We start from the raw sequence: 18,804 nt of genomic DNA, 5'->3' as shown, positions 1-18,804 counted from the left end.
AAAAGCTGCACTGCACAAATCCTGCGCCAATTGGCGGCGCAAAGCCACATCGCCGGGAATCGACGCGTATAATCCGCTCGTTTTCCGACCGCCTCCCGAGTCTTCTTTTCGCAATGAAAAAACTGATTTCTGCTGCTCTGACCGCCTCCCTGCTGCTTTCCTCGACAGCAGGTTTCGCCGCCTCGGCTTCGTTTACGCCACCGCCGCCGGAGATCGCCGGCAAGGCTTATTTCCTGTACGACTTCTACAGCGGCCGCACCATTGCCCAGATGAATCCGGACCAGCGCGTATCGCCGGCATCGCTGACCAAGCTGATGACCGCCTACGTGGTGTTCAAGAACATCAAGGCCGGCCGCCTGAAACTCGACCAGACCGTTCTGCCGTCGGCCAATGCCTGGAAAACCGGGGGCTCGCGCATGTTCGTCGACCCGCGCACGCCGGTCACGATCAATGACCTGATCCACGGCATGATCATCGTCTCCGGCAACGACGCCTGCGTCGCGCTGGCCGAGACCGTTGGCGGCAGCAGCGAGGTGTTCGTGCAGATGATGAACCGCGAAGCGGCCAATCTCGGCATGCGCAGCACCCATTTCAACAACGTCGACGGCCTGCCGGACGCGAACCACTACACGTCGGTCCGCGACCTGGCGACGGTGTCGGCCGCACTGGTGCGCGATTTTCCCGAGTTCTACCCGCTGTACTCGATGAAGTCGTTCACCTACAACCACATCACCCAGCCGAACCGCAACCTGCTGCTGTACCGCGATCCGTCGGTCGACGGCATGAAGACCGGCTACACCGATGACGCCGGTTACAACCTGGTCGCATCCAGCCACCGCGACGGTCGTCGGGTGATTTCGGTTGTCGTCGGTACGGCCAGCCCGGAAGCCCGTGCGGTCGAAAGCTCGAAATTGCTGAACTACGGCTTGCAATTCTTCGATACGCCGCGACTTTATGCTGCAAACAAACCGGTCTCGACGGTCAAGGTCTACAAAGGTAGCAGTGACAGCGTGGGCATCGGCTTCCAGCACGATATCTACTCGACGGTTCCCAAGGGCACCGCCAGCCAGATCAAGGTGCAGATGACGACGACCCAGCCGCTGATCGCCCCGGTCAAGGCCGGCCAGGCGGTCGGCAAGCTGACGCTGACGCTGGATGGCAAGACCATCGCCGAGCAACCGGTCGTCGCCCTGAAGGCGGTCGACGAAGGCGGCTTCTTCTCGCGCCTGTTCGATACCATCCGCCTCTGGTTCGCCTGACCCGCGCCGGTGGCGCGTCCGCCGTGACGCGCCACTGCTCTGGAGACTGCCGTGTCTGAAAAATCGCAAGACACCCTGCTGGAATTCCCCTGCCGCTTTCCGTTGAAAGTCATGGGGGACAAACACGAGGAATTCGTTCCCGTCGTCATCGAGGAAGTACGCATTCACGCGCCCGACTTCGATGCCGAACTCGACCTGATGATGCGCGAAAGCAGCAGCGGCCGTTATCTGTCGCTGACGCTGACGGTCAACGCCACGTCGAAGGAACAGCTCGACAACCTGTATCGCTCGCTCAGCGGCCACCCGCTGGTCAAGGTCGTGCTGTAAGCTAGCGGACCGAACGGTTTTTCCCGGACCGCCCGACGGCCTTCGCCCCGCGAAGGCCGCTCGCACATGCGCTTGCACGAGCGGCCGGTCCGCCACCTTCATTCAGCCAACTATGCAAATTCGCCACCTCGGCCTGGCCGATTACGAACCCGTCTGGCGCGACATGCAGGCGTTCACCGACGCCCGCACTGCTGACACGCCCGACGCGCTGTGGATCGTCGAACATCCACCGGTCTATACCCTCGGCCTCGCCGGCAAGCCCGAACACCTGCTGCGCCAGACCGATATCCCGCTGGTCAGGACCGACCGCGGCGGCCAGATCACCTATCATGGCCCTGGCCAGCTGGTGGTCTACCTGCTGCTGAGCGTGCAGCGGCGCGGCTACGGCATCCGCGAGATGGTGCGCCGGATCGAGGCCGCCATCATCGATACCCTGGCCGAGTATGGCGTCGACGCGCATGGCGACGAGAATGCGCCCGGCGTCTACGTCGACGCACGCAAGATCGCCTCGCTGGGCCTGCGCATCCGCAACCACGCGACCTACCACGGCCTGAGCCTCAATGTGAACATGGACCTGGCCCCGTTCGGCTGGATCAATCCGTGTGGCTACGAGGGCCTGCAGGTCACGCAGCTGGCTGAACTCCACACCCCGGCACCGACGCTCGCCGAGGTCGCCGACAAACTGATTCCGCATCTGGCCACGCGGCTGGCGCCAACAGAGGAAGAGACTGCATGAAAATCGACAATACGGCCGGCGTAAAGCACAAGGGCGAAGCCAAGACTGCGCGCATCCCGATCAAGATCGTGCCGCTGGAAGAGAAGCTGAAGAAGCCGGAATGGATTCGTGCCAAGTTGCCGACCGGCCAGCGTTTCTTCGAGATCAAGGACATCCTGCGCAGCCAGAAGCTGCACACCGTGTGCGAAGAGGCCAGCTGTCCGAATATCGGCGAATGCTTCAGCCACGGTACCGCCACCTTCATGATCATGGGCGATATCTGCACTCGCCGCTGCCCGTTCTGCGACGTCGGCCACGGCCGCCCGAGCCCGCTGGACCCGGACGAGCCCAAGCACCTGGCCGAATCGGTCGCCGCCATGAAGCTCAAGTACGTGGTCATCACCTCGGTCGACCGCGACGACCTGCGTGATGGCGGTGCCCAGCATTTCGCCGACTGCATCAGCGCAATCCGCGCCACCTCGCCCTCGACCCAGATCGAAGTACTGGTCCCCGACTTCCGTGGCCGGCTCGACCTCGCCCTCGACATCCTGACCCGCACCCCGCCGGACGTGATGAACCACAACCTGGAAACCGCGCCGCGCCTGTACAAGCAGGCCCGTCCGGGCGCCGACTACCAGCACTCGCTGGAACTGCTGAAGCAGTACAAGGCGCTGAATCCGAAAGTGGCCACCAAGTCCGGCATCATGGTCGGCCTCGGCGAAACCGATGAAGAAGTCTACGAGGTGCTGGAAGACATGCGCGCCCACGACATCGAGATGCTGACCATCGGCCAGTACCTGCAACCGTCCAACGGCCACCTGCCGGTGCTGCGCTATGTCCATCCGGACCAGTTCAAGCAGTACGAGGACCGCGCCTACGAGATCGGCTTCAAGCATGCCGCCGTCGGCGCGATGGTGCGCTCCAGCTACCATGCCGACCGTCAGGCGATGGACGCCGGGGTAGCCTGATCCGCCCCCCTGCCGGCAACGGCATGGACAGAAAAGCCGGGAACGCAGGCGATGCGTTTCCGGCTTTTTTGCGGGTGCCGGTCAGTTCCCTGGCCTTCACTGCCTGTCTTCGCTGAGCACTGCCGGCCGGCGCAGGAACGCATGGCGGCTCATGCGGCCTGTCCGTGCCGGGGTATAATCGGCGCCCGCGCCATCGGTCCGTCACGGACCGCCCCATTTACCCGCAGCCCGCCACACCCCCACCGGTTCCCATGCTCAGTTATCGCCACGCCTTTCACGCCGGCAACCACGCCGACGTGCTGAAACACACTATTGAATTACTGCTGCTCGACTATCTGGGCCAGAAGGACAAGCCGTACTGGTATGTCGATACCCATGCCGGTGCCGGCTGCTACGCGCTCGATCAAGGCTATGCGACGCAGAATGCCGAATTCGAGAGTGGAATCGCCCGGCTGTGGGAGCGTGACGATCTGCCGGCACCGCTGGCGCGCTATGTCGACCTGGTCAGGGAGATGAATCCGGATGGCGTGCTGCGCTTCTATCCCGGCTCGCCATACGTGGCGGCACGGGCGGTACGCAATCAGGACCGGCTGCGGCTGTTCGAGCTGCACCCGGCCGACAGCCGCATGCTGGAAGAAAACTTCGCCGACAGTGGTCGCCGGGCGCAGGTCGTGGTCGGCGACGGTTTCAACGGGCTGAAGAGCGTGATGCCGCCGCAGCCGCGGCGGGCGCTGACGCTGATCGACCCGCCGTACGAGGACAAGCGCGACTACCAGCGCGTGGTGCAGGCGCTGGCGGACGCCCTGCAGCGCTTCCCGACCGGCACCTTCGCCATCTGGTATCCGCTGCTGCAGCGGCTGGAAGCGCGCGAGCTGCCGGCAGCGCTGAAGCGGCTGCCGGCCAGCGGCTGGCTCAATGTCACACTGAGCGTGCAGGCGCCGTCAGCGGACGGCTTCGGCATGCATGGCAGCGGCATGTTCATCCTCAATCCGCCGTGGAACCTGCCGGACACACTGGCGACGCTGATGCCGTACCTGGTCAGCGTGCTCGGCCAGGACGACCGGGCACGCTTTACGCTGGATCACCGCATCTCGTAGCCTCAGGCCGGTTTCGGTCCACGCTTCAGCCGCTCGCCCCGGCCGCGCAGCCATTCCAGCACCAGCAGCATGACGGCCGACATCAGGATCAGGATGGCGGCGGCAGCGGCGATGGTCGGGCTGATGTTCTCGCGGATGCCGGCGAACATCTGCCGGGGCAGCGTCACCTGCTCCGGTCCGGCCAGGAACAGCGTGACCACCACTTCGTCGAACGAGGTGCCGAACGCGAACAGCGCGCCGGACACGATGCCGGGTGCGATCAGCGGCAGGGTGATGCGGAAGAAAGTTCGCACCGGGTCGGCACCAAGGCTGGCACTGGCACGCAGCAGGTTCAGATCGAAACCGCGCAGCGTCGCGGTCACGGTAATGACCACGAACGGCACCCCGAGCGCGGCATGGACCAGGATCAGCCCGGTATAGCTGTTGGCGATGCCGAGCGGGGCGAAGAACAGGTAGGTGCCGACACCGACGATGACCACCGGCACCACCATCGGCGAGATCAGGATGCTCATCAGCAGGGCCTTGCCGGGAAAGTCGCTGCGCGCCAGTCCGAGCGAGGCCAGCGTGCCGAGCACGGTGGCGATCACGGTGGCAGCCGGGCCGACGATCAGGCTGTTCTTCAGCGAGCGCATCCACTCGTCGGCAGTGAACAGCGTTTCATACCAGCGCAGCGAGAACGATTCGATCGGGTACAGCAGGAAGGTGCTGGACGAGAACGACAGCGGCACGATCACCAGCAGCGGCAGCATCAGGAACACCAGCACGCCGACACAGAATACGCGGAAGGCCCAGAACCAGGCTTTCTCCAGCGGTGTTGCATAGACAGGCAACATGACATTCACTCCTTTCGCCGGCCTCAGCCCAGGCTCAACCGGTTGGCGCCGACCAGCTTGCTGTACACCGCGTACAGCGCCATGGTCGCCAGCAGCAGCAGGCCACCCAGTGCCGCAGCCATGCCCCAGTTGATGGTGTTGTTGGTGTAGAAGGCCACGTAGTAACTGACCATCTGGTCGTTCGGGCTGCCGAGCAGCGCCGGCGTGATGTAGTAGCCGATGGAGATGATGAATGCCAGCAGGCCACCGGCGGCAATGCCCGGCAGGGTCTGCGGGAAGTACACCCGCCAGAACGCGCCGATCGGATGGCTGCCGAGCGACACGGCGGCTCGCAGATAGGTCGGCGGTATCGACTTCATCACGCTGTACACCGGCAGGATCACGAACGGCAGCAGGATGTGGACCATCGCCACGTAGACGCCAACGCGGTTGAATGCGAGTTGCAGCGGTTCATTGATGAGCCCCAGCGCCATCAGCCCGGAATTGACCAGTCCTTCCGATTGCAGCAGCACGATCCATGCGGCGACCCGCACCAGCACCGAGGTCCAGAACGGCAGCAGCACCACGATCATCAGCAGGTTGGCCTTGCGCGTCGGCAGGTTGGCCAGCCAGTAGGCAATCGGATAGCCAAGCAGGATGCACAGCGAGGTAATCACGACGCCCATCCACAGCGTGCGGCCGAAAATGCTCAGGTAGGCGGATTCGTCGGCCGACATCCGTTCCACCTGGCCGCTGTCGCCGACGCGCATGTCCAGCGAAGCCAGCAGGTAGTACGGGGTATAGGACGAGCCGTTGCGGGCGATCGCGTGCCAGATGGCCGGATCGTTCCAGCGTTCGTCGATGTCGACGAACTGCGTTTTCAGCGGGCCGGCGGCAGGGTCCAGCGGCATATGCCGCGCAGTCCTGGTCAGCAGGGAACGCGAACCGGCAATTTCCATGTTCAGCCGCTTGGCGGCCTGGGCCACGGTCTTGTCGGCATGGGCGCGTTCCAGATCGCGCGCCAGTGCGGCAAAGGCGGTCTCGCCCGGCACCGCCTTGCCATTCCAGTCCTGCAGCGCGACCACGGTATGCGGCAGCGTGCCGACGACTTCCGGATTGTCGACCGCCCGCTTCAGCAGGCCGGCGATCGGCAGAATGAATACCGCCAGCAGGAACACCGCCAGCGGTGCGATCAGCAGCAGGGCGCGCACGGTTTTCAGCCGCTGCTGCCGTTTCAGCTGTACTGCCAGCGGCTCGCCGTCCAGCGACATCAATTGCCCTGCGGCATTGCGGGGAAGAGTCATGTCCATCGACGTCCTCGTTACGGTCTGTGGGAAACGCCGTCATGGCGAAGTGTTGCAGGCGGGCTGCCGGCCCCCGTCGCGGCGGGCGCCGGCAGCAGCCGTCTTACTTGGCGGCCCAGGCGTTGAAGCGGTCTTCCAGCTCTTCGCCGTGATCAACCCAGAACTGGACGTCCATCGCCAGCGCGCCCTTCAGGTTCTGCGGCGAGGTCGGCAGTTCGGCCGCGACCTGCGGCGGAATCAGCTTGATGGCGGCCAGATTGCTCGGGCCGTAGGCAATGTTTTCCGAATAGGTCTTCTGCTGCGCCGGCTGGCTGGCAAAGGCGATGAACTTCATCGCTTCGGCCTTGTTCGGCGAGCCCTTCGGGATGGCCCAGCTGTCCACGTCGTAGATCGAGCCGTTCCACACCACCTTCAGGTTCTTGCCTTCCTTCTGCGCGGTTTCGATGCGCCCGTTGTAGGCCGAGCTCATCACCACGTCGCCGGAGGCAAGGAACTGCGGCGGCTGCGCGCCGGCTTCCCACCACTGGATGTTCGGCTTCAGCTGGGTCAGCTTCTTGAACGCGCGCTCGACGCCGGCCTTGGTGCCGAGGGTCTTGTACACATCCTGCGGCTTGACGCCGTCCGCCAGCAGCGCAAATTCCAGTGTGTACTTGGCGCCCTTGCGCAGGCCGCGCTTGCCCGGATATTTCTTCACGTCCCAGAAGTCGCTCCAGCTGGTCGGCGCGGTCTTCAGCTTGTCGGCGTTGTAGGCGATCGCCGTGCTCCACACGAAGATGCCGATGCCGCACTCGCTGACCGTGGCCGGCTTCATGTAGCCGGACTTGGCGCCGAGCTTGCTCCAGTCGAGTTTTTCGAAGATGCCTTCCTCACAGCCGCGCAGCAGTTCCGGGGTTTCGACCTCGACCACGTCCCAGGTCGGCTTGCCGGCCTCCACCATCGCCTTGACCTTGGCGACTTCGCCGTTGTAATCGACCGGAATGATCTTGCTGTTGCCGGCCTTCTCGAACGGGCGATAGAACGCCTTTTCCTGCGCCACCCGGTTTGCGCCGCCAAACGACACCACGGTCAGGTCCTTGGCCAGCACAGGGGAACCCGCCACCACGATGGCGGCGGCAACCGCCAGTTTCATGCACTTCGACATTCCATTTCTCCTCGGGATACAACTGGGTCTTGTGACAGTGTTCGGGTGACCGCGCTTGTCCCGGCGGCCGGCGGGAAAATCCCGTACTCAGGCGGCGTCGAGCGCACGCAGGTCCTCGCGCCGCCAGCCCAGCGTCAGCCGCGCGCCGTGGCGCTGCATGCTGTCGGTCAGATCGGCGATCGGTACCTTGATAAAGAAATTGGGTTGTCCCGGCACGTTGACGCGCAGGCGGACGTGGTCGCCGAGATAGATGGTTTCGGTCAGTGTGCCCTCGATGCGGTTGTCGCAGGCAGCCGCAGCCTGATCGAGACGGACGCGTTCGGGGCGAATAGACAGCGTGGTCGCGTCGCCGGGCGCGTTGACACAGATGGCGCGGGCGGACAGGTCCTGGCCTTCGACCCGGGCCACACAGTAGCCGTTGTCCAGCGACACCACCTGCCCGGCCAGCACATTGTTCTCGCCGATAAACTGGGCGACGAAGCTGTTGGCCGGCGTTTCGTACAGCGCGGCCGGGCTGTCGATCTGCTGGATGATGCCGTCCTTGAACACCGCAACCCGGTCGGACATGGTCAGGGCTTCGGACTGGTCGTGGGTCACGAACACCACGGTCACGCCCAGTGTCTGGTGGATATGCTTGATTTCCAGCTGCATGTGTTCGCGCAACTGCTTGTCCAGCGCACCAAGCGGTTCATCCATCAGCACCAGCTTGGGTTCGAACACCAGCGCACGGGCCAGCGCCACCCGCTGCTGCTGCCCCCCCGACAGCTGCGACGGGTAGCGATGGGCGAGTTTGCCGAGTTCGACCATACCCAGGGCCTTCTGCACCCGTTCGGCAATCTGCGCTTTGGCGACACCGCGCACGGTCAGCGGGTAGGCCACGTTGTCACCGACGCTCATGTGCGGGAACAGTGCGTAGTTCTGGAACACCATGCCGATGCCGCGCTTGTGCGGCGGCATGCGGTTCAACAGCTGACCATCGAGCCGGATCTCGCCGGCGGTCGGCGACTCGAACCCGGCCAGCATCATCAATACCGTGGTCTTGCCGGACCCCGACGGGCCAAGCAGGGTCAGAAACTCCCCGCGGCGGATGTCGAGGTCCAGGCGTTTGACTACCAGGCTGTCGCCGTCATAGCTCTTCTGCACGCCACGGAAGCTGACCAGCGTATCGGACTGCGTCTGCTGCTCCATCTGTCTCTCCTGCTTTGATCACCAGAAATACCGCTATGCGGAACACGGTTCTATTATTTGGAACAGAATATAGCCGCCTTCATCAGGACGTAAAGTATTTGCTCTAACCGTTCCAGCCGTTGATTCGTTTACTGCAGTGCAGCAAGCAGCATGCCAGCCAGGGCGAAAATCGCCCATGTCACTGATATGAAAAGAAATTATTTTATGCAGGTATTGGATTTACCGTAGACCTGTGCCCGAAAACCGGTCCCCGATAAACCCCAACGGCATCATGGATGTGCGCAGGTTTGCGCAACGGAAAGTGCCGCCACCGCCGGTATCGACGGTGGCGGCAGGGTGTCCTGACGTCGCTCAGTGCAGGCCGGCCCGGCTCAGGAAACGCACGCTGCCGACCCCTTCGACCCAGAAAGCGCCGTCGGTCATCGGCTCGGCATCTTCGAGATCGGCCACGGTAAAGCGGATGTCGCGCCCGTCGACCTTGCATGACAGTGCCACATCATCGTCATCCGGGCAGTCGTCCGACCCGCAGATGAAATCGGGAACCGCCAGCTGGTTGTTGACGACGATATAGTCCACGCCGCCCAGCATCGTGAAGATGTTCATGACGATTCTCCTCTCCCGTCCCGGTCGATAGGGTTCGTCCCCCCGGAGCCCGTTACAGCCAGCCGCGCTCGGCGAACGATGTGCAGCACGTTGTCGTGACCACCAGATGATCCACAAGCCTGATATCGACCAGCGACAGCGCCTTGCTGAGTGTTACCGTCAGATCCCGGTCCGCCCGGCTCGGTTCCGTTTCGCCGGACGGATGGTTGTGGGCCAGGATGACGCTGGCAGCGTTATGCTGCAATGCCGACTTGATCAGCTCCCGGGTGTACACGCGGACCTCGGTCAGCGTGCCACGACTCAATTCCTCGACCGCCAGCACCCGGTTCTGTGCCGACAGGTAAACGGCGACGAAGGTTTCCCGCACCGAGAAGCCGTAGCTGAGCCGCAGATAGTCGCGCACCGCGTCCGGATGACTCAGCGCATTGGCCTGTGACACCCGTTCCGCCAGGCAGCGACGGCCGATCTCGGCCGCGGCCGCCAGTTGCGCGAGCTTGGCCGGCCCGAGTCCCGGCTGTTCGAGCAGCTCGTTGACCGGGGCATGCAGCAATCCGCCCAGTGACACGAAATGCGACAGCATGCCGCGAGCGAGGTCGATTGCGCTGCGTCCCGCCGTGCCGGTCCGCAACAGGATGGCCAGCAGCTCGGCATCGGACAACACCCCCGCCCCCTGCAATATCAGCCTCTCTCGCGGGCGTTCACCCGGCGGCCAGTCGGTAATCGGCATTCCTTTCCCTTCGTATTAGCTGGAAAAACGCCAGGTGGCTGGAAAACCCCCGATTCATTATGCCGATGCCGGCACCCGGCGCCTAACGGTCGCCCCGGGCCCGGAGCTTGGTTACACTTGCAGTCGACTTCGCCCCGACCGGCGGAGATTTTTTCCACCTTTCCAGGCCCGATTCATGTCCCGACATTTCCTGATTGGCGTCGCCGGTGGCGTCGCTGCGTACAAGACCTGCGAACTGGTGCGCCTGCTGGTCAAGGCGGGGCACAGCGTCGAAGTCGCCATGACCGAAGCCGCCACCCACTTCGTCGGCCCGACCACGTTCCAGGCACTGAGCGGCAACCCGGTCTATCTGAATCAGTGGGACACGCGGCCGGACAACGGGATGGCGCATATCGAGCTGACCCGCCGCGCCGATGCGTTCCTGATCGCGCCGGCGACCGCCGACCTGATTGCCCGGCTTGCCCACGGTCTGTGCGACGACCTGATCAGCACGCTGGCCGCCGCGCGGACCTGTCCGCTGATCGTGGCACCGGCCATGAACCGCCAGATGTGGGACAACCCGCCAAACCAGCGCAATATCACCCGCCTTGTCGATGACGGCGTGACCGTGTTCGGCCCCGGTTCCGGTGCCCAGGCCTGCGGCGAGATCGGCGACGGCCGCATGCTGGAAGCCGCCGAGCTGTTCGATCTGCTGGACGGCTTTTTCGTGCCGGACAGCCTGGCCGGACGCAGGGTGCTGCTGACAGCCGGCCCGACCTACGAGGCCATCGACCCGGTGCGCGGCATCACCAATATCTCCAGCGGCAAGATGGGGTATGCGCTGGCCCGCGCCTGCCGCGATGCCGGCGCCGAGGTGACGCTGGTCAGCGGCCCGACCGCGTTGCCGTCACCAACCGGCATCACCGTCATCCCGGTGCAATCGGCGCAGCACATGCTGTCGGCAGTCGAGGCCAGCCTGCCCGGCCAGCATGTGTTCATCTCGGTCGCCGCCGTGGCCGATTACCGGGTCGCCAATACCAGCGAGCACAAGCTGAAAAAACAGGACGGCGGCCCGCCGACGCTGGCACTGGTCGAGAACCCGGACATCCTCGCCAGCGTGGCGGCCCGGGCCGATGCGCCGTTCTGCGTCGGTTTCGCCGCCGAAAGCCAGAACCTGCTCGACTTTGCCGAGCAGAAACGCACCCGCAAGCGCGTACCGCTGCTGGTGGCCAACCTGGCACAGCAGGCGATGGGCGCCGACGACAACGAGGTCGTGCTGCTCGACGATGCCGGTCGTCATCCCCTGCCGCGCCAGAGCAAGGACGACACTGCCCGCGCCATCGTCGCCCATCTGGCACGGGCACTGGCCTCGCGCTGAGCACCGAGCGGACGGCGGACATTGCCGACCGGTCGCCCGAGATGTCGAACTGCGGGATAATTGCCCGTTTTGCCCTCTGCAACCCGATTGGAACGCCATGCCCACCATCGACCTGAAAATCCTCGACCCGCGCCTGCAGTCCCACCTGCCGGCCTATGCCACGGCCGGTTCGGCCGGCCTTGACCTGCGCGCCGCCATCGACAGTGACATGGTCATTGCCCCGGGGGAAACCCAGCTGGTGCCGACCGGCATCGCCATTCACCTGGAAGATCCCGGTTTCGCCGCCATGATCCTGCCGCGCTCGGGACTCGGTCACAAGCACGGCATCGTGCTCGGCAATCTGGTCGGCCTGATCGACTCGGACTACCAGGGCCAGATCTTCGTTTCGATCTGGAACCGCGGTCACGAAGCGTTCCGTCTTGCGCCGCTGGAACGCATCGCGCAGATGGTGGTGGTGCCGGTAGTCCAGGTCGACTTCAGGCTGGTCGACGAATTCCCGGTCAGCGAGCGCGGCAGCGGCGGCTTCGGCTCTACCGGCAAGCGCTAGGCCAGCACCGGGCGCCGGACCAGACGGCGCCACAGCGGCGGCACCAGCAGGATGACCGCTGCCAGCCCCCACAGCGAGATCGCGATCGGCCCCGACCAGAGGATGCCGATCGCGCCATCGGAGATCGACAGGGCCCGGCGCAGGTTCTGCTCCAGCATTTCGCCCAGCACGAAGCCGAGAATCAGCGCCGACATCGGAAAATGCATCTTGCGCAGCAGGTAGCCGAATACGCCGAACAACACCATGAGCAGCAGATCGAACGTGGTGCTGTGGATCGCATAGACCCCGACCGCGCTGATCACGGCGATCAGCGGCACCAGTGCCCAGAACGGCACCGACAGCACGCGGGTGAACAGCCCGATCAGCGGAACGTTCAGCACCAGCAGGATCGCATTGGCGATAAACAGCGAGGCGATCAGCCCCCAGACAATGTCCGGCTGCTCGATGAACAGCATCGGTCCCGGCGTGATGTTGTACAGCGTCAGCGCGCCAACCATGACTGCCGTGGTGCCGGAGCCGGGCACGCCCAGGGTCAGCATCGGCACGAAGGAACCGCAGGCCGACGCATTGTTGGCCGCCTCCGGTGCGGCCACGCCACGGATGTCGCCGTTGCCGAAACGCCCGCCCTTCCCGGCCAGCCGCCTGGCCGTCATGTAGGCAATGGCGCTGGCAATGGTTGCCCCGGCGCCCGGCAGCACCCCGACCACGAAACCGATCAGCGATGAGCGCAGCATGGTCGCCCAGGTCAGCGCCAGTTCGCGCAGATTGAATATCATCCGCCCGGTCTGACGGATCACGGCCTGGCCGTCCCGGGTCTGTTCCAGCATCAGCAGAATTTCGCTGACCGAGAAGAAGCCGATGATCACCACGATGAACGGGATGCCGTCCGACAGCGACAGCAGGTCGAAGGTGAAGCGGTAGGCCCCCGAGTTGGCGTCGACGCCGACCACCGCCATCATCAGGCCGATCAGCACCGCCAGCAGCGTCTTGACCGGCTTGTCGCCGACCATGCTGCCCAGGCAGGCAATGGCAAAAATCATCAGTGCAAAGTACTCGGCCGGGCCAAAGGCCAGCGCCCATTCCGCCAGCAGCGGCGCAAACAGTACCAGGCCGATGATCGCGATGTTCGAGCCGACGAACGAGGCCAGCGCCGAGATCGACAGCGCCACGCCGGCCCAGCCCCGGCGCGCCATCGGGTTGCCGTCCAGCGCGGTCATGATCGCACCGGCGTCACCGGGCACGTTCAGCAGGATCGACGAGATCCGCCCGCCGTACTCACAGCCCATGTAGACCGCCGCCAGCAGGATCAGTGCCGTCTCCGGCGGCAGCTTCAGCGCGAAGGCCAGCGGCAGCAGAATGGCAACGCCGTTGATCGGCCCGAGTCCCGGCAGCATGCCGACAATGGTGCCGATAAAGGCGCCCAGGAAACCGACCAGCAGGTTGTCGGGCCGCAAGGCAACCATGAAGCCCTGCCACAAGTGGGAAAGCGTATCCATATCCAGTCCTTATCGATCCAGAAGCCGGCCGGCCGGCAAGGTAACATCCAGCAGCCGGTCAAAGCCGTAGTACAGCCCGATGCCGGAAATGGCCCCCTGCAGCAGGCATGCCAGCCAGCCCCCGCCGAACAGACGGCCGATACCGACGATCAGCAGCGCCGACGCCAGCGGAAAGCCGAGCCATTCGAATACCGCCGCATAAGCCAGCAGCAGCAGCGCCAGCGATGACAGACGGCCCAGGGTCGCCGCGGATGGCCAGTCGGCACGGTCCCCCCGCCGGCAGGCCAGGCAGCCGGCACAGAGCGCCATCAGCACGATGACCAGCAACGGGTAGGCACGGGGGCCGATCGGCTCGTACGAGAATGCGGCTTCGATCTGCCAGCCGATCCCGGCTGCGACGGCGCACAGCGCCAGCCACACCAGGGCAAAAACACGATCACTCATGACAGCACTCCACCATCACGCCAGCGGTCGATGCTGGCGTGAGGCATGGGAAAACGGGAGGGAGCGGGATCTAGCGGACCAGGCCAAACTCGCGCGCCTGGCGCTGGTAATCGCTTACCGACTTTTTGACGAAGGCATCCAGTTCGGCGCCATCGAGAGACAGCGGGAACAGACCGCGCGACTCGCGCAAGGCGGCAAAGCCCGGTGCCGCAGCGGCCTTGCGAAACGCGCTGACCCACCAGTCGTAGTCGGCCTGGCTGACTTTCGGTCCGACGTAGAAGCCGCGGATGATCGGCCAGCTCAGTGCGTAGCCCTGCTCGCGTGCAGTCGGTATTGCCGCAAACTTGCCCGGCAGGCGCTGGTCGGCCAGCACGGCAAGGATGCGTACCCGCTTGGCATCGATCTGGGCCGCCGCCTCGCCGATATCGCCCGACACCACCTGCACATGCCCGCCCAGCAAGGCAGTGAAGGCCTCGCCGCCGCCTTCAAAGGCGACATAGCGCATCTTGCGGTAGTCGATGCCGGCCTGGCGCGCGACCAGTGCCGACTTCATCCAGTCCTGGCTGCCGATGGTGCCACCAGCACCGAACACGATCCGCTCCGGCGTGGCCCGCAGCGCCGACATCAGCGCCTTCAGCGAGCGATACGGCGAGTCGGCGCGCACCGCGATCATGCCGTAATCGGTACCGATGGACGCCACCCAGCGCACATCGTTCACGCCGTACTTGCCGTACTTGCCAAGTGCCAGGTTCAGCAGCGAGCCACTGGAGAACGCAACCACACTGTTCGGATCACTCGCGCGCTGGGCAATCACGCTGTTGTAGGCAACGGCACCAATGCCGCCAGGCATGTAGGTCACGCGCATCGGGGCGTCGATCACCTGGCCATCGAGCAATGCGCGTTGCGCCAGCTTGCAGGTCAGGTCGAAACCGCCGCCGGGTTTGGCCGGGGCGATACATTCCGGCCGGGTCGGCGCGGCCTGGGCCTGGCCACCGGCCAGTACGGCCAGCAGCAACCACAGGGATGCGATTCGGGGGGTCATGCTGAGGCTCCTGTTTCCGGGATTCCGGAGGTAATCCAGTATTGGTTTTCTAAAAAACACTATTAATTTCAGCAACTTTCAAACAAGGAACCTGCATGCTAATTGGCAAAAGCTTTCGTCAGACTTTCATCAAGACCCGCATTTACCTGTCGATGGGAAGTGGGTAAAACCGGAGTCTGGCGATGGCGAAATGCCGTCTTTCTTCCCCCCTGCGGACCCCGAATGCGCATTCTGCTGGCAGAGCCCTTTTCCCCATGCCCGGACCGGCTGGCCGGACCGCTGCGGCATGCCGGTCATGCCGTCGACGTCATCGACGATGGCGCAATTACGGACATTGCGCTGGCCAGCGAGGACTACGCGCTGGCCATTCTCGACCTCGCCCTGCCGCGCATGGATGGCCAGGCCGTACTGTCCCGTCTGCGCGCGCGAGGCCAGCGGCTGCCGGTCCTGATGCTGGTCAGCGGCGAGCAGCCCGGCGACCGGGCGCGCATGCTCGATCTTGGCGCCGACGACTGCCTGAGCCGCCCGTTTGCCCTGGACGAGTTCGGGGCGCGACTGCGCGCCCTGCTGCGCCGTGCCCATGCCGGCAATGCCAGGGTTCTGGCCTGCGGGTCGCTGACGCTGGACACCACATCGCGGTTATTCCAGCTTGACGAGGCACCGCTGTACCTGCCCCGGCGCGAGCAGGCCGTGCTGGAAATCCTGATGCAGAAAAGCGGGCGGCCGGTCAGCAAGGACCAGCTGTTCAATCAGGTCTTCGGGCTGGACGAAGAGGCCAATGTCGAAACCATCGAGCTGTACGTGCATCGCTTGCGCAAGAAACTCGCCGACAGTGGCGCCTCGATCCTGACCCTGCGCGGCATCGGCTACCTGCTCGAACCGGCCGGGGCTTCACCGCGCTGAGCGGGGGGCTTACACTGGCCACATGACTCCGCATACCGAATCCGACCTGTATGCGCTGCTTGATACCCTGCGTATCCCGTTTCAGCGCATCGAACACCCGGCTCTCGACCGCATTGCCGACTTTGACCAAGCCGGCATCTCGCTGCCGGGCCAGGGCATCAAGAACCTGTTTCTGCGCGATCGCAAGGGCAAGCGCTATTTCCTGCTGGTGGTCGGCGCCTACAAGACTGTCGACCTCGAACGGCTTGCGGCGCAGATCGACGTCAACCGGCTCGGCTTTGCCTCCAGTGAACGGCTGGAACAGTTCCTGGGCGTCAAGCCGGGCTCGGTCACGCCGTTCGGCCTGATCAACGATGGCGAACAGGCCGTCGAGCTGCTGCTCGACGACGGACTGGACCCTGACAAGCTGGTCGGTTTCCACCCGCTGGTCAACGACTCGACCGTCTGCCTGTCCTACGCCGATTTCCTGCGTTTTATCGACCATACCGGCCATGTCCCACGCCGCGTCAGTGCCTGAGCAGCCCGTCCGGCCGGCGATCGAACAGCCGGACTTTCAGCAGCATCGACAGCAAGGCCAGTGCGGCGAACAGCCAGCCGCTCCACAGCGCGCCCTGCATGCCGTTCGCACTGATAAAGCCGCCGCCCACCGCCGAGCCGAGCATCACCCCCAGATTGGCGGCTGAAATGTACAGGCTGGTGGCAAAGGCCGGCGCCTCCGGCGCCGCGCTGGTCAGCCACACCTGGCTGACCACCAGGCCGCTGGTGTGCACGGCGCCCCACAGCAGGCAGATGACGACCATCGCCACCAGCGAGGGCGAGCCCAGGGTGAACAGGACCAGATAGGCCCCGCCCAGTGCCAGCGGATACAGCACGGCCGTTCGCACCAGGTTTCGCCCGAGCAGGCGACCGGCCAGCAGGTTGCCGGCTACGCCGCCAACGCCGAACACCACCAGCAGGACGCTGATTGCCTCGCCGCCCAGACCGGTCACGCGGGCCAGGTATTCCGCCGCATAGCTGTAGACGGAAAACATCGTCGCAAACACCAGCACGGTGGACAGGATGTTGAGCCACAGTGCGGGTTTGCGCAGGACCGCCGATGACCGCCCGGCGGCGGATCGGCTCCCCGGCGCCCCTGCCGGCAGCATCAGCAGCAGACCGGCCCCCGCCACGCCGTTGACCAGCGCACAGAACAGGAACGACGCCTCCCAGGAGAAACGCGTGCCGATCCAGGCCGCAAGCGGTACCCCCAGCACCAGCCCCATGCTGGTGCCGACAAAGGCCATGGTGGTGGCGTGGGTGGCCCGCGATGGCGGATACAGCGCCACGGCGGCGGCAAAGGCCTGCGCGAAGAATACCGGGTGCAGCAGCGCCGGCACGATGCGCAGCAGCATCAGCGTGACGAAATCCGCCGCCCAGGCCGACAGCGCACTGCACGCGGCAAACACGAACAGCGATCCCGCCAGGACCCGGCGACGGTCGAATCGCGACAGCCACAGCACCATGAACGGTCCGCACACGGCCACGATCAGTGCGAACAACGCCACCAGCCAGCCGGCCCGGGCCACCGTGATGCCAAAACGATCGACGATCAGCGGCAGGATGCCGACCACGCCGAATTCCACGGCGTACAGACCGAACAGCCCCAGCGCAATAAAGAACAGCGGGCGGGCGGCGTTCATGGCTGCTTGCCGGACGCTGCCGCGTCCCCTCCGGCATAGACCGCGTCGCGCAATTCAGTGACAAAGCGGCCGGACATGCCCTCGTACAGCGTGTTGGTGAACGCGACCACACTCAGCCCGCACTGGCGGTCGACAAACCAGGAATGACCATAGGCCCCGCCCCAGCGCCAGGTGCCGGGAGACTCCGGCGAGGCGGCCAGCAGCGGATCGCGCAGTACGGAGAAACCGAGCCCGAAGCCGAAACCCGGCGCATTGGCCAGCGCCAGCTCGCCGGTCTGGTTGCGGCCCATTTCGTCCACCTGCGCAGCAGGCAGCAAGGGCGCCCCGCCCTGGCGCAGCACTTCCAGCAGCCGCAGCAGGTTGCCGGCGCTGCCGACCATGCCGGCCCCGGCAGACGGATAGGCATCGCGGTCGACCGCTCGTGCCGGCTGGAAGCGGATGCCGACCGTATCCTCGAAAGCAGGCACGATATCCAGCTCCCGCATGCGCCTCGGCACCGGCGTGTCGCTGACATAGGCCGCCGCCAGCCGTCCGGCGTCGACGGCATGAAAGTCGGTGTCGTCCATCCCCAGCGGGACAGTCACCAGCGCCCGTACCGCCTGTGCCAGCGGCATGGCGCAGATCCGTTCGATCAGTGCGCCAAGCACGTCGGTCGCCAGCGAATAGCCCCAGCTGCTGCCCGGCACATAAGCCAGTGGCACACCGGCCAGCCGGCGCAGGTTCTCTGCCAGCGTGATGCCGGACCGATCCATGCCGTCGGAGATGCCGGCACGGGCATATGGCCCATCGCAATCGGCTTCAAGGAAGCGATAGCCGAGACCGGCGGTATGGCTCAGCAACTGGCGTGGCGTGATTTGCGCCGGCGTGCCATCGGCCAGCCGGGGCTGAAAATCGGGCAGCCAGCAGGTGATGGGCGCATCCAGCGTCAGCCGCTGCTGTGCCACCAGCACCATCGCCGCAGCGCTGACAATCGGCTTGGACACCGAGGCCAGCCGGAACAGCGTGTCCGCAGACATCGGCCGGCCGGCCTCGCGATCGGCCAGACCGGCGGCGCGCTGATGGCGCAACTGGCCATCCTGCGCGACCAGGACCACGGCCCCGACCAGCCGCTGCTCGCGCAGGGCCTGGTCAATGACGTGATCGATGCGGGTGGACAGGCTGCCCGGCAGGGGAACAGACGGAGGGAGCATGGAGA

The 18,804-nt window shown here is 65.0% G+C and carries 20 protein-coding genes; 9 read left to right on the top strand and 11 right to left on the bottom strand.

The features are described from left to right. Nucleotides 1–113 precede the first annotated feature (113 nt). The 5 genes from ACYVG8_RS17590 (at nt 114) to ACYVG8_RS17570 (ending at nt 4,366) form a co-directional block, all read left to right on the top strand. Nucleotides 114–1,259, top strand: a complete 1,146-nt coding sequence (locus ACYVG8_RS17590; RefSeq protein ID WP_028499920.1) for a D-alanyl-D-alanine carboxypeptidase family protein — start codon at nt 114–116, stop codon at nt 1,257–1,259. Between the two features lie 51 nt (nt 1,260–1,310). After that, the gene (locus ACYVG8_RS17585; RefSeq protein ID WP_107888574.1) at nt 1,311–1,586 is read left to right on the top strand and encodes a YbeD family protein; all 276 of its coding nucleotides are present in this window, start codon (nt 1,311–1,313) and stop codon (nt 1,584–1,586) included. Nucleotides 1,587–1,698: 112 nt separating this feature from the next. Beyond that, complete coding sequence (gene lipB, locus ACYVG8_RS17580; protein WP_028499922.1) at nt 1,699–2,322, top strand: lipoyl(octanoyl) transferase LipB; 624 nt, start codon at nt 1,699–1,701, stop codon at nt 2,320–2,322. Next, nucleotides 2,319–3,269 carry a lipoyl synthase gene (lipA, locus tag ACYVG8_RS17575; protein ID WP_028499923.1) on the top strand — a complete coding sequence of 317 codons (951 nt, stop codon included), beginning with the start codon at nt 2,319–2,321 and terminating at the stop codon, nt 3,267–3,269. The genes lipB and lipA overlap by 4 nt, the downstream gene beginning before the upstream one ends. Nucleotides 3,270–3,520: 251 nt before the next feature. Further along, entirely contained in the window at nt 3,521–4,366 is an 846-nt protein-coding gene (locus ACYVG8_RS17570; RefSeq protein ID WP_028498327.1) for a 23S rRNA (adenine(2030)-N(6))-methyltransferase RlmJ, read from the top strand. A gap of 2 nt (nt 4,367–4,368) precedes the next feature. Here the strand turns inward: ACYVG8_RS17570 and ACYVG8_RS17565 are convergent, their stop codons facing one another. From ACYVG8_RS17565 to radC, 6 genes are all read right to left on the bottom strand, one after another. Next, nucleotides 4,369–5,199 carry an ABC transporter permease gene (locus ACYVG8_RS17565; protein WP_028498328.1) on the bottom strand — a complete coding sequence of 277 codons (831 nt, stop codon included), beginning with the start codon at nt 5,197–5,199 and terminating at the stop codon, nt 4,369–4,371. Nucleotides 5,200–5,222: 23 nt separating this feature from the next. Further along, complete coding sequence (locus ACYVG8_RS17560; RefSeq protein WP_233495206.1) at nt 5,223–6,482, bottom strand: ABC transporter permease; 1,260 nt, start codon at nt 6,480–6,482, stop codon at nt 5,223–5,225. Nucleotides 6,483–6,585: 103 nt separating this feature from the next. Beyond that, entirely contained in the window at nt 6,586–7,623 is a 1,038-nt protein-coding gene (locus ACYVG8_RS17555) for an ABC transporter substrate-binding protein (RefSeq protein WP_028498330.1), read from the bottom strand. 87 nt (nt 7,624–7,710) lie between these two features. Then, nucleotides 7,711–8,811 (bottom strand): ABC transporter ATP-binding protein, encoded by a 1,101-nt coding sequence (locus ACYVG8_RS17550; RefSeq protein ID WP_112692250.1) that lies wholly within the window; start codon nt 8,809–8,811, stop codon nt 7,711–7,713. A gap of 351 nt (nt 8,812–9,162) precedes the next feature. Beyond that, complete coding sequence (locus ACYVG8_RS17545; protein ID WP_028498332.1) at nt 9,163–9,414, bottom strand: hypothetical protein; 252 nt, start codon at nt 9,412–9,414, stop codon at nt 9,163–9,165. Nucleotides 9,415–9,466: 52 nt separating this feature from the next. Then, entirely contained in the window at nt 9,467–10,141 is a 675-nt protein-coding gene (gene radC / locus ACYVG8_RS17540; RefSeq protein WP_460746443.1) for a RadC family protein, read from the bottom strand. Between the two features lie 175 nt (nt 10,142–10,316). Between radC and coaBC the strand changes: the two genes are divergently transcribed. Together coaBC and dut are read left to right on the top strand one after the other, a co-directional pair. Continuing rightward, on the top strand, nt 10,317–11,498 hold the full coding sequence (gene coaBC / locus ACYVG8_RS17535; protein WP_460746442.1) for a bifunctional phosphopantothenoylcysteine decarboxylase/phosphopantothenate--cysteine ligase CoaBC: 1,182 nt from the start codon (nt 10,317–10,319) through the stop codon (nt 11,496–11,498). Between the two features lie 97 nt (nt 11,499–11,595). Then, nucleotides 11,596–12,045 (top strand): dUTP diphosphatase, encoded by a 450-nt coding sequence (gene dut, locus ACYVG8_RS17530; RefSeq protein WP_028498335.1) that lies wholly within the window; start codon nt 11,596–11,598, stop codon nt 12,043–12,045. Here the strand turns inward: dut and ACYVG8_RS17525 are convergent. From ACYVG8_RS17525 to ACYVG8_RS17515, 3 genes are all read right to left on the bottom strand, one after another. Next, complete coding sequence (locus ACYVG8_RS17525) at nt 12,042–13,541, bottom strand: tripartite tricarboxylate transporter permease (protein ID WP_281659668.1); 1,500 nt, start codon at nt 13,539–13,541, stop codon at nt 12,042–12,044. The two genes, dut and ACYVG8_RS17525, sit on opposite strands and share 4 nt — an antisense overlap. A gap of 9 nt (nt 13,542–13,550) precedes the next feature. Then, nucleotides 13,551–13,985: a tripartite tricarboxylate transporter TctB family protein gene (locus ACYVG8_RS17520; RefSeq protein WP_460746440.1), complete on the bottom strand. Its 435-nt coding sequence runs from the start codon at nt 13,983–13,985 to the stop codon at nt 13,551–13,553. 70 nt (nt 13,986–14,055) lie between these two features. Further along, entirely contained in the window at nt 14,056–15,027 is a 972-nt protein-coding gene (locus ACYVG8_RS17515) for a Bug family tripartite tricarboxylate transporter substrate binding protein (RefSeq protein WP_112692255.1), read from the bottom strand. A 222-nt stretch (nt 15,028–15,249) separates the two neighbouring features. Here ACYVG8_RS17515 and ACYVG8_RS17510 point away from each other — a divergent pair, with 222 nt between their 5' ends. Then, nucleotides 15,250–15,930 carry a winged helix-turn-helix domain-containing protein gene (locus ACYVG8_RS17510; RefSeq protein WP_028498339.1) on the top strand — a complete coding sequence of 227 codons (681 nt, stop codon included), beginning with the start codon at nt 15,250–15,252 and terminating at the stop codon, nt 15,928–15,930. A 22-nt stretch (nt 15,931–15,952) separates the two neighbouring features. Further along, complete coding sequence (locus ACYVG8_RS17505) at nt 15,953–16,447, top strand: prolyl-tRNA synthetase associated domain-containing protein (protein WP_028498340.1); 495 nt, start codon at nt 15,953–15,955, stop codon at nt 16,445–16,447. Here the strand turns inward: ACYVG8_RS17505 and ACYVG8_RS17500 are convergent. Continuing rightward, complete coding sequence (locus ACYVG8_RS17500; protein WP_112692256.1) at nt 16,437–17,609, bottom strand: MFS transporter; 1,173 nt, start codon at nt 17,607–17,609, stop codon at nt 16,437–16,439. The genes ACYVG8_RS17505 and ACYVG8_RS17500 overlap by 11 nt on opposite strands. Continuing rightward, a complete protein-coding gene (locus ACYVG8_RS17495; protein ID WP_460746438.1) occupies nt 17,606–18,799 on the bottom strand; it encodes a serine hydrolase domain-containing protein in 1,194 nt (397 codons plus the stop codon). Before ACYVG8_RS17495 ends, ACYVG8_RS17500 begins: the two co-directional genes overlap by 4 nt. Between the last annotated feature and the right edge of the window lie 5 nt (nt 18,800–18,804).

The sequence above is a fragment of the Microvirgula curvata genome, assembly GCF_054781615.1.
This window is presented reverse-complemented; position numbering and strand designations above follow the sequence as displayed.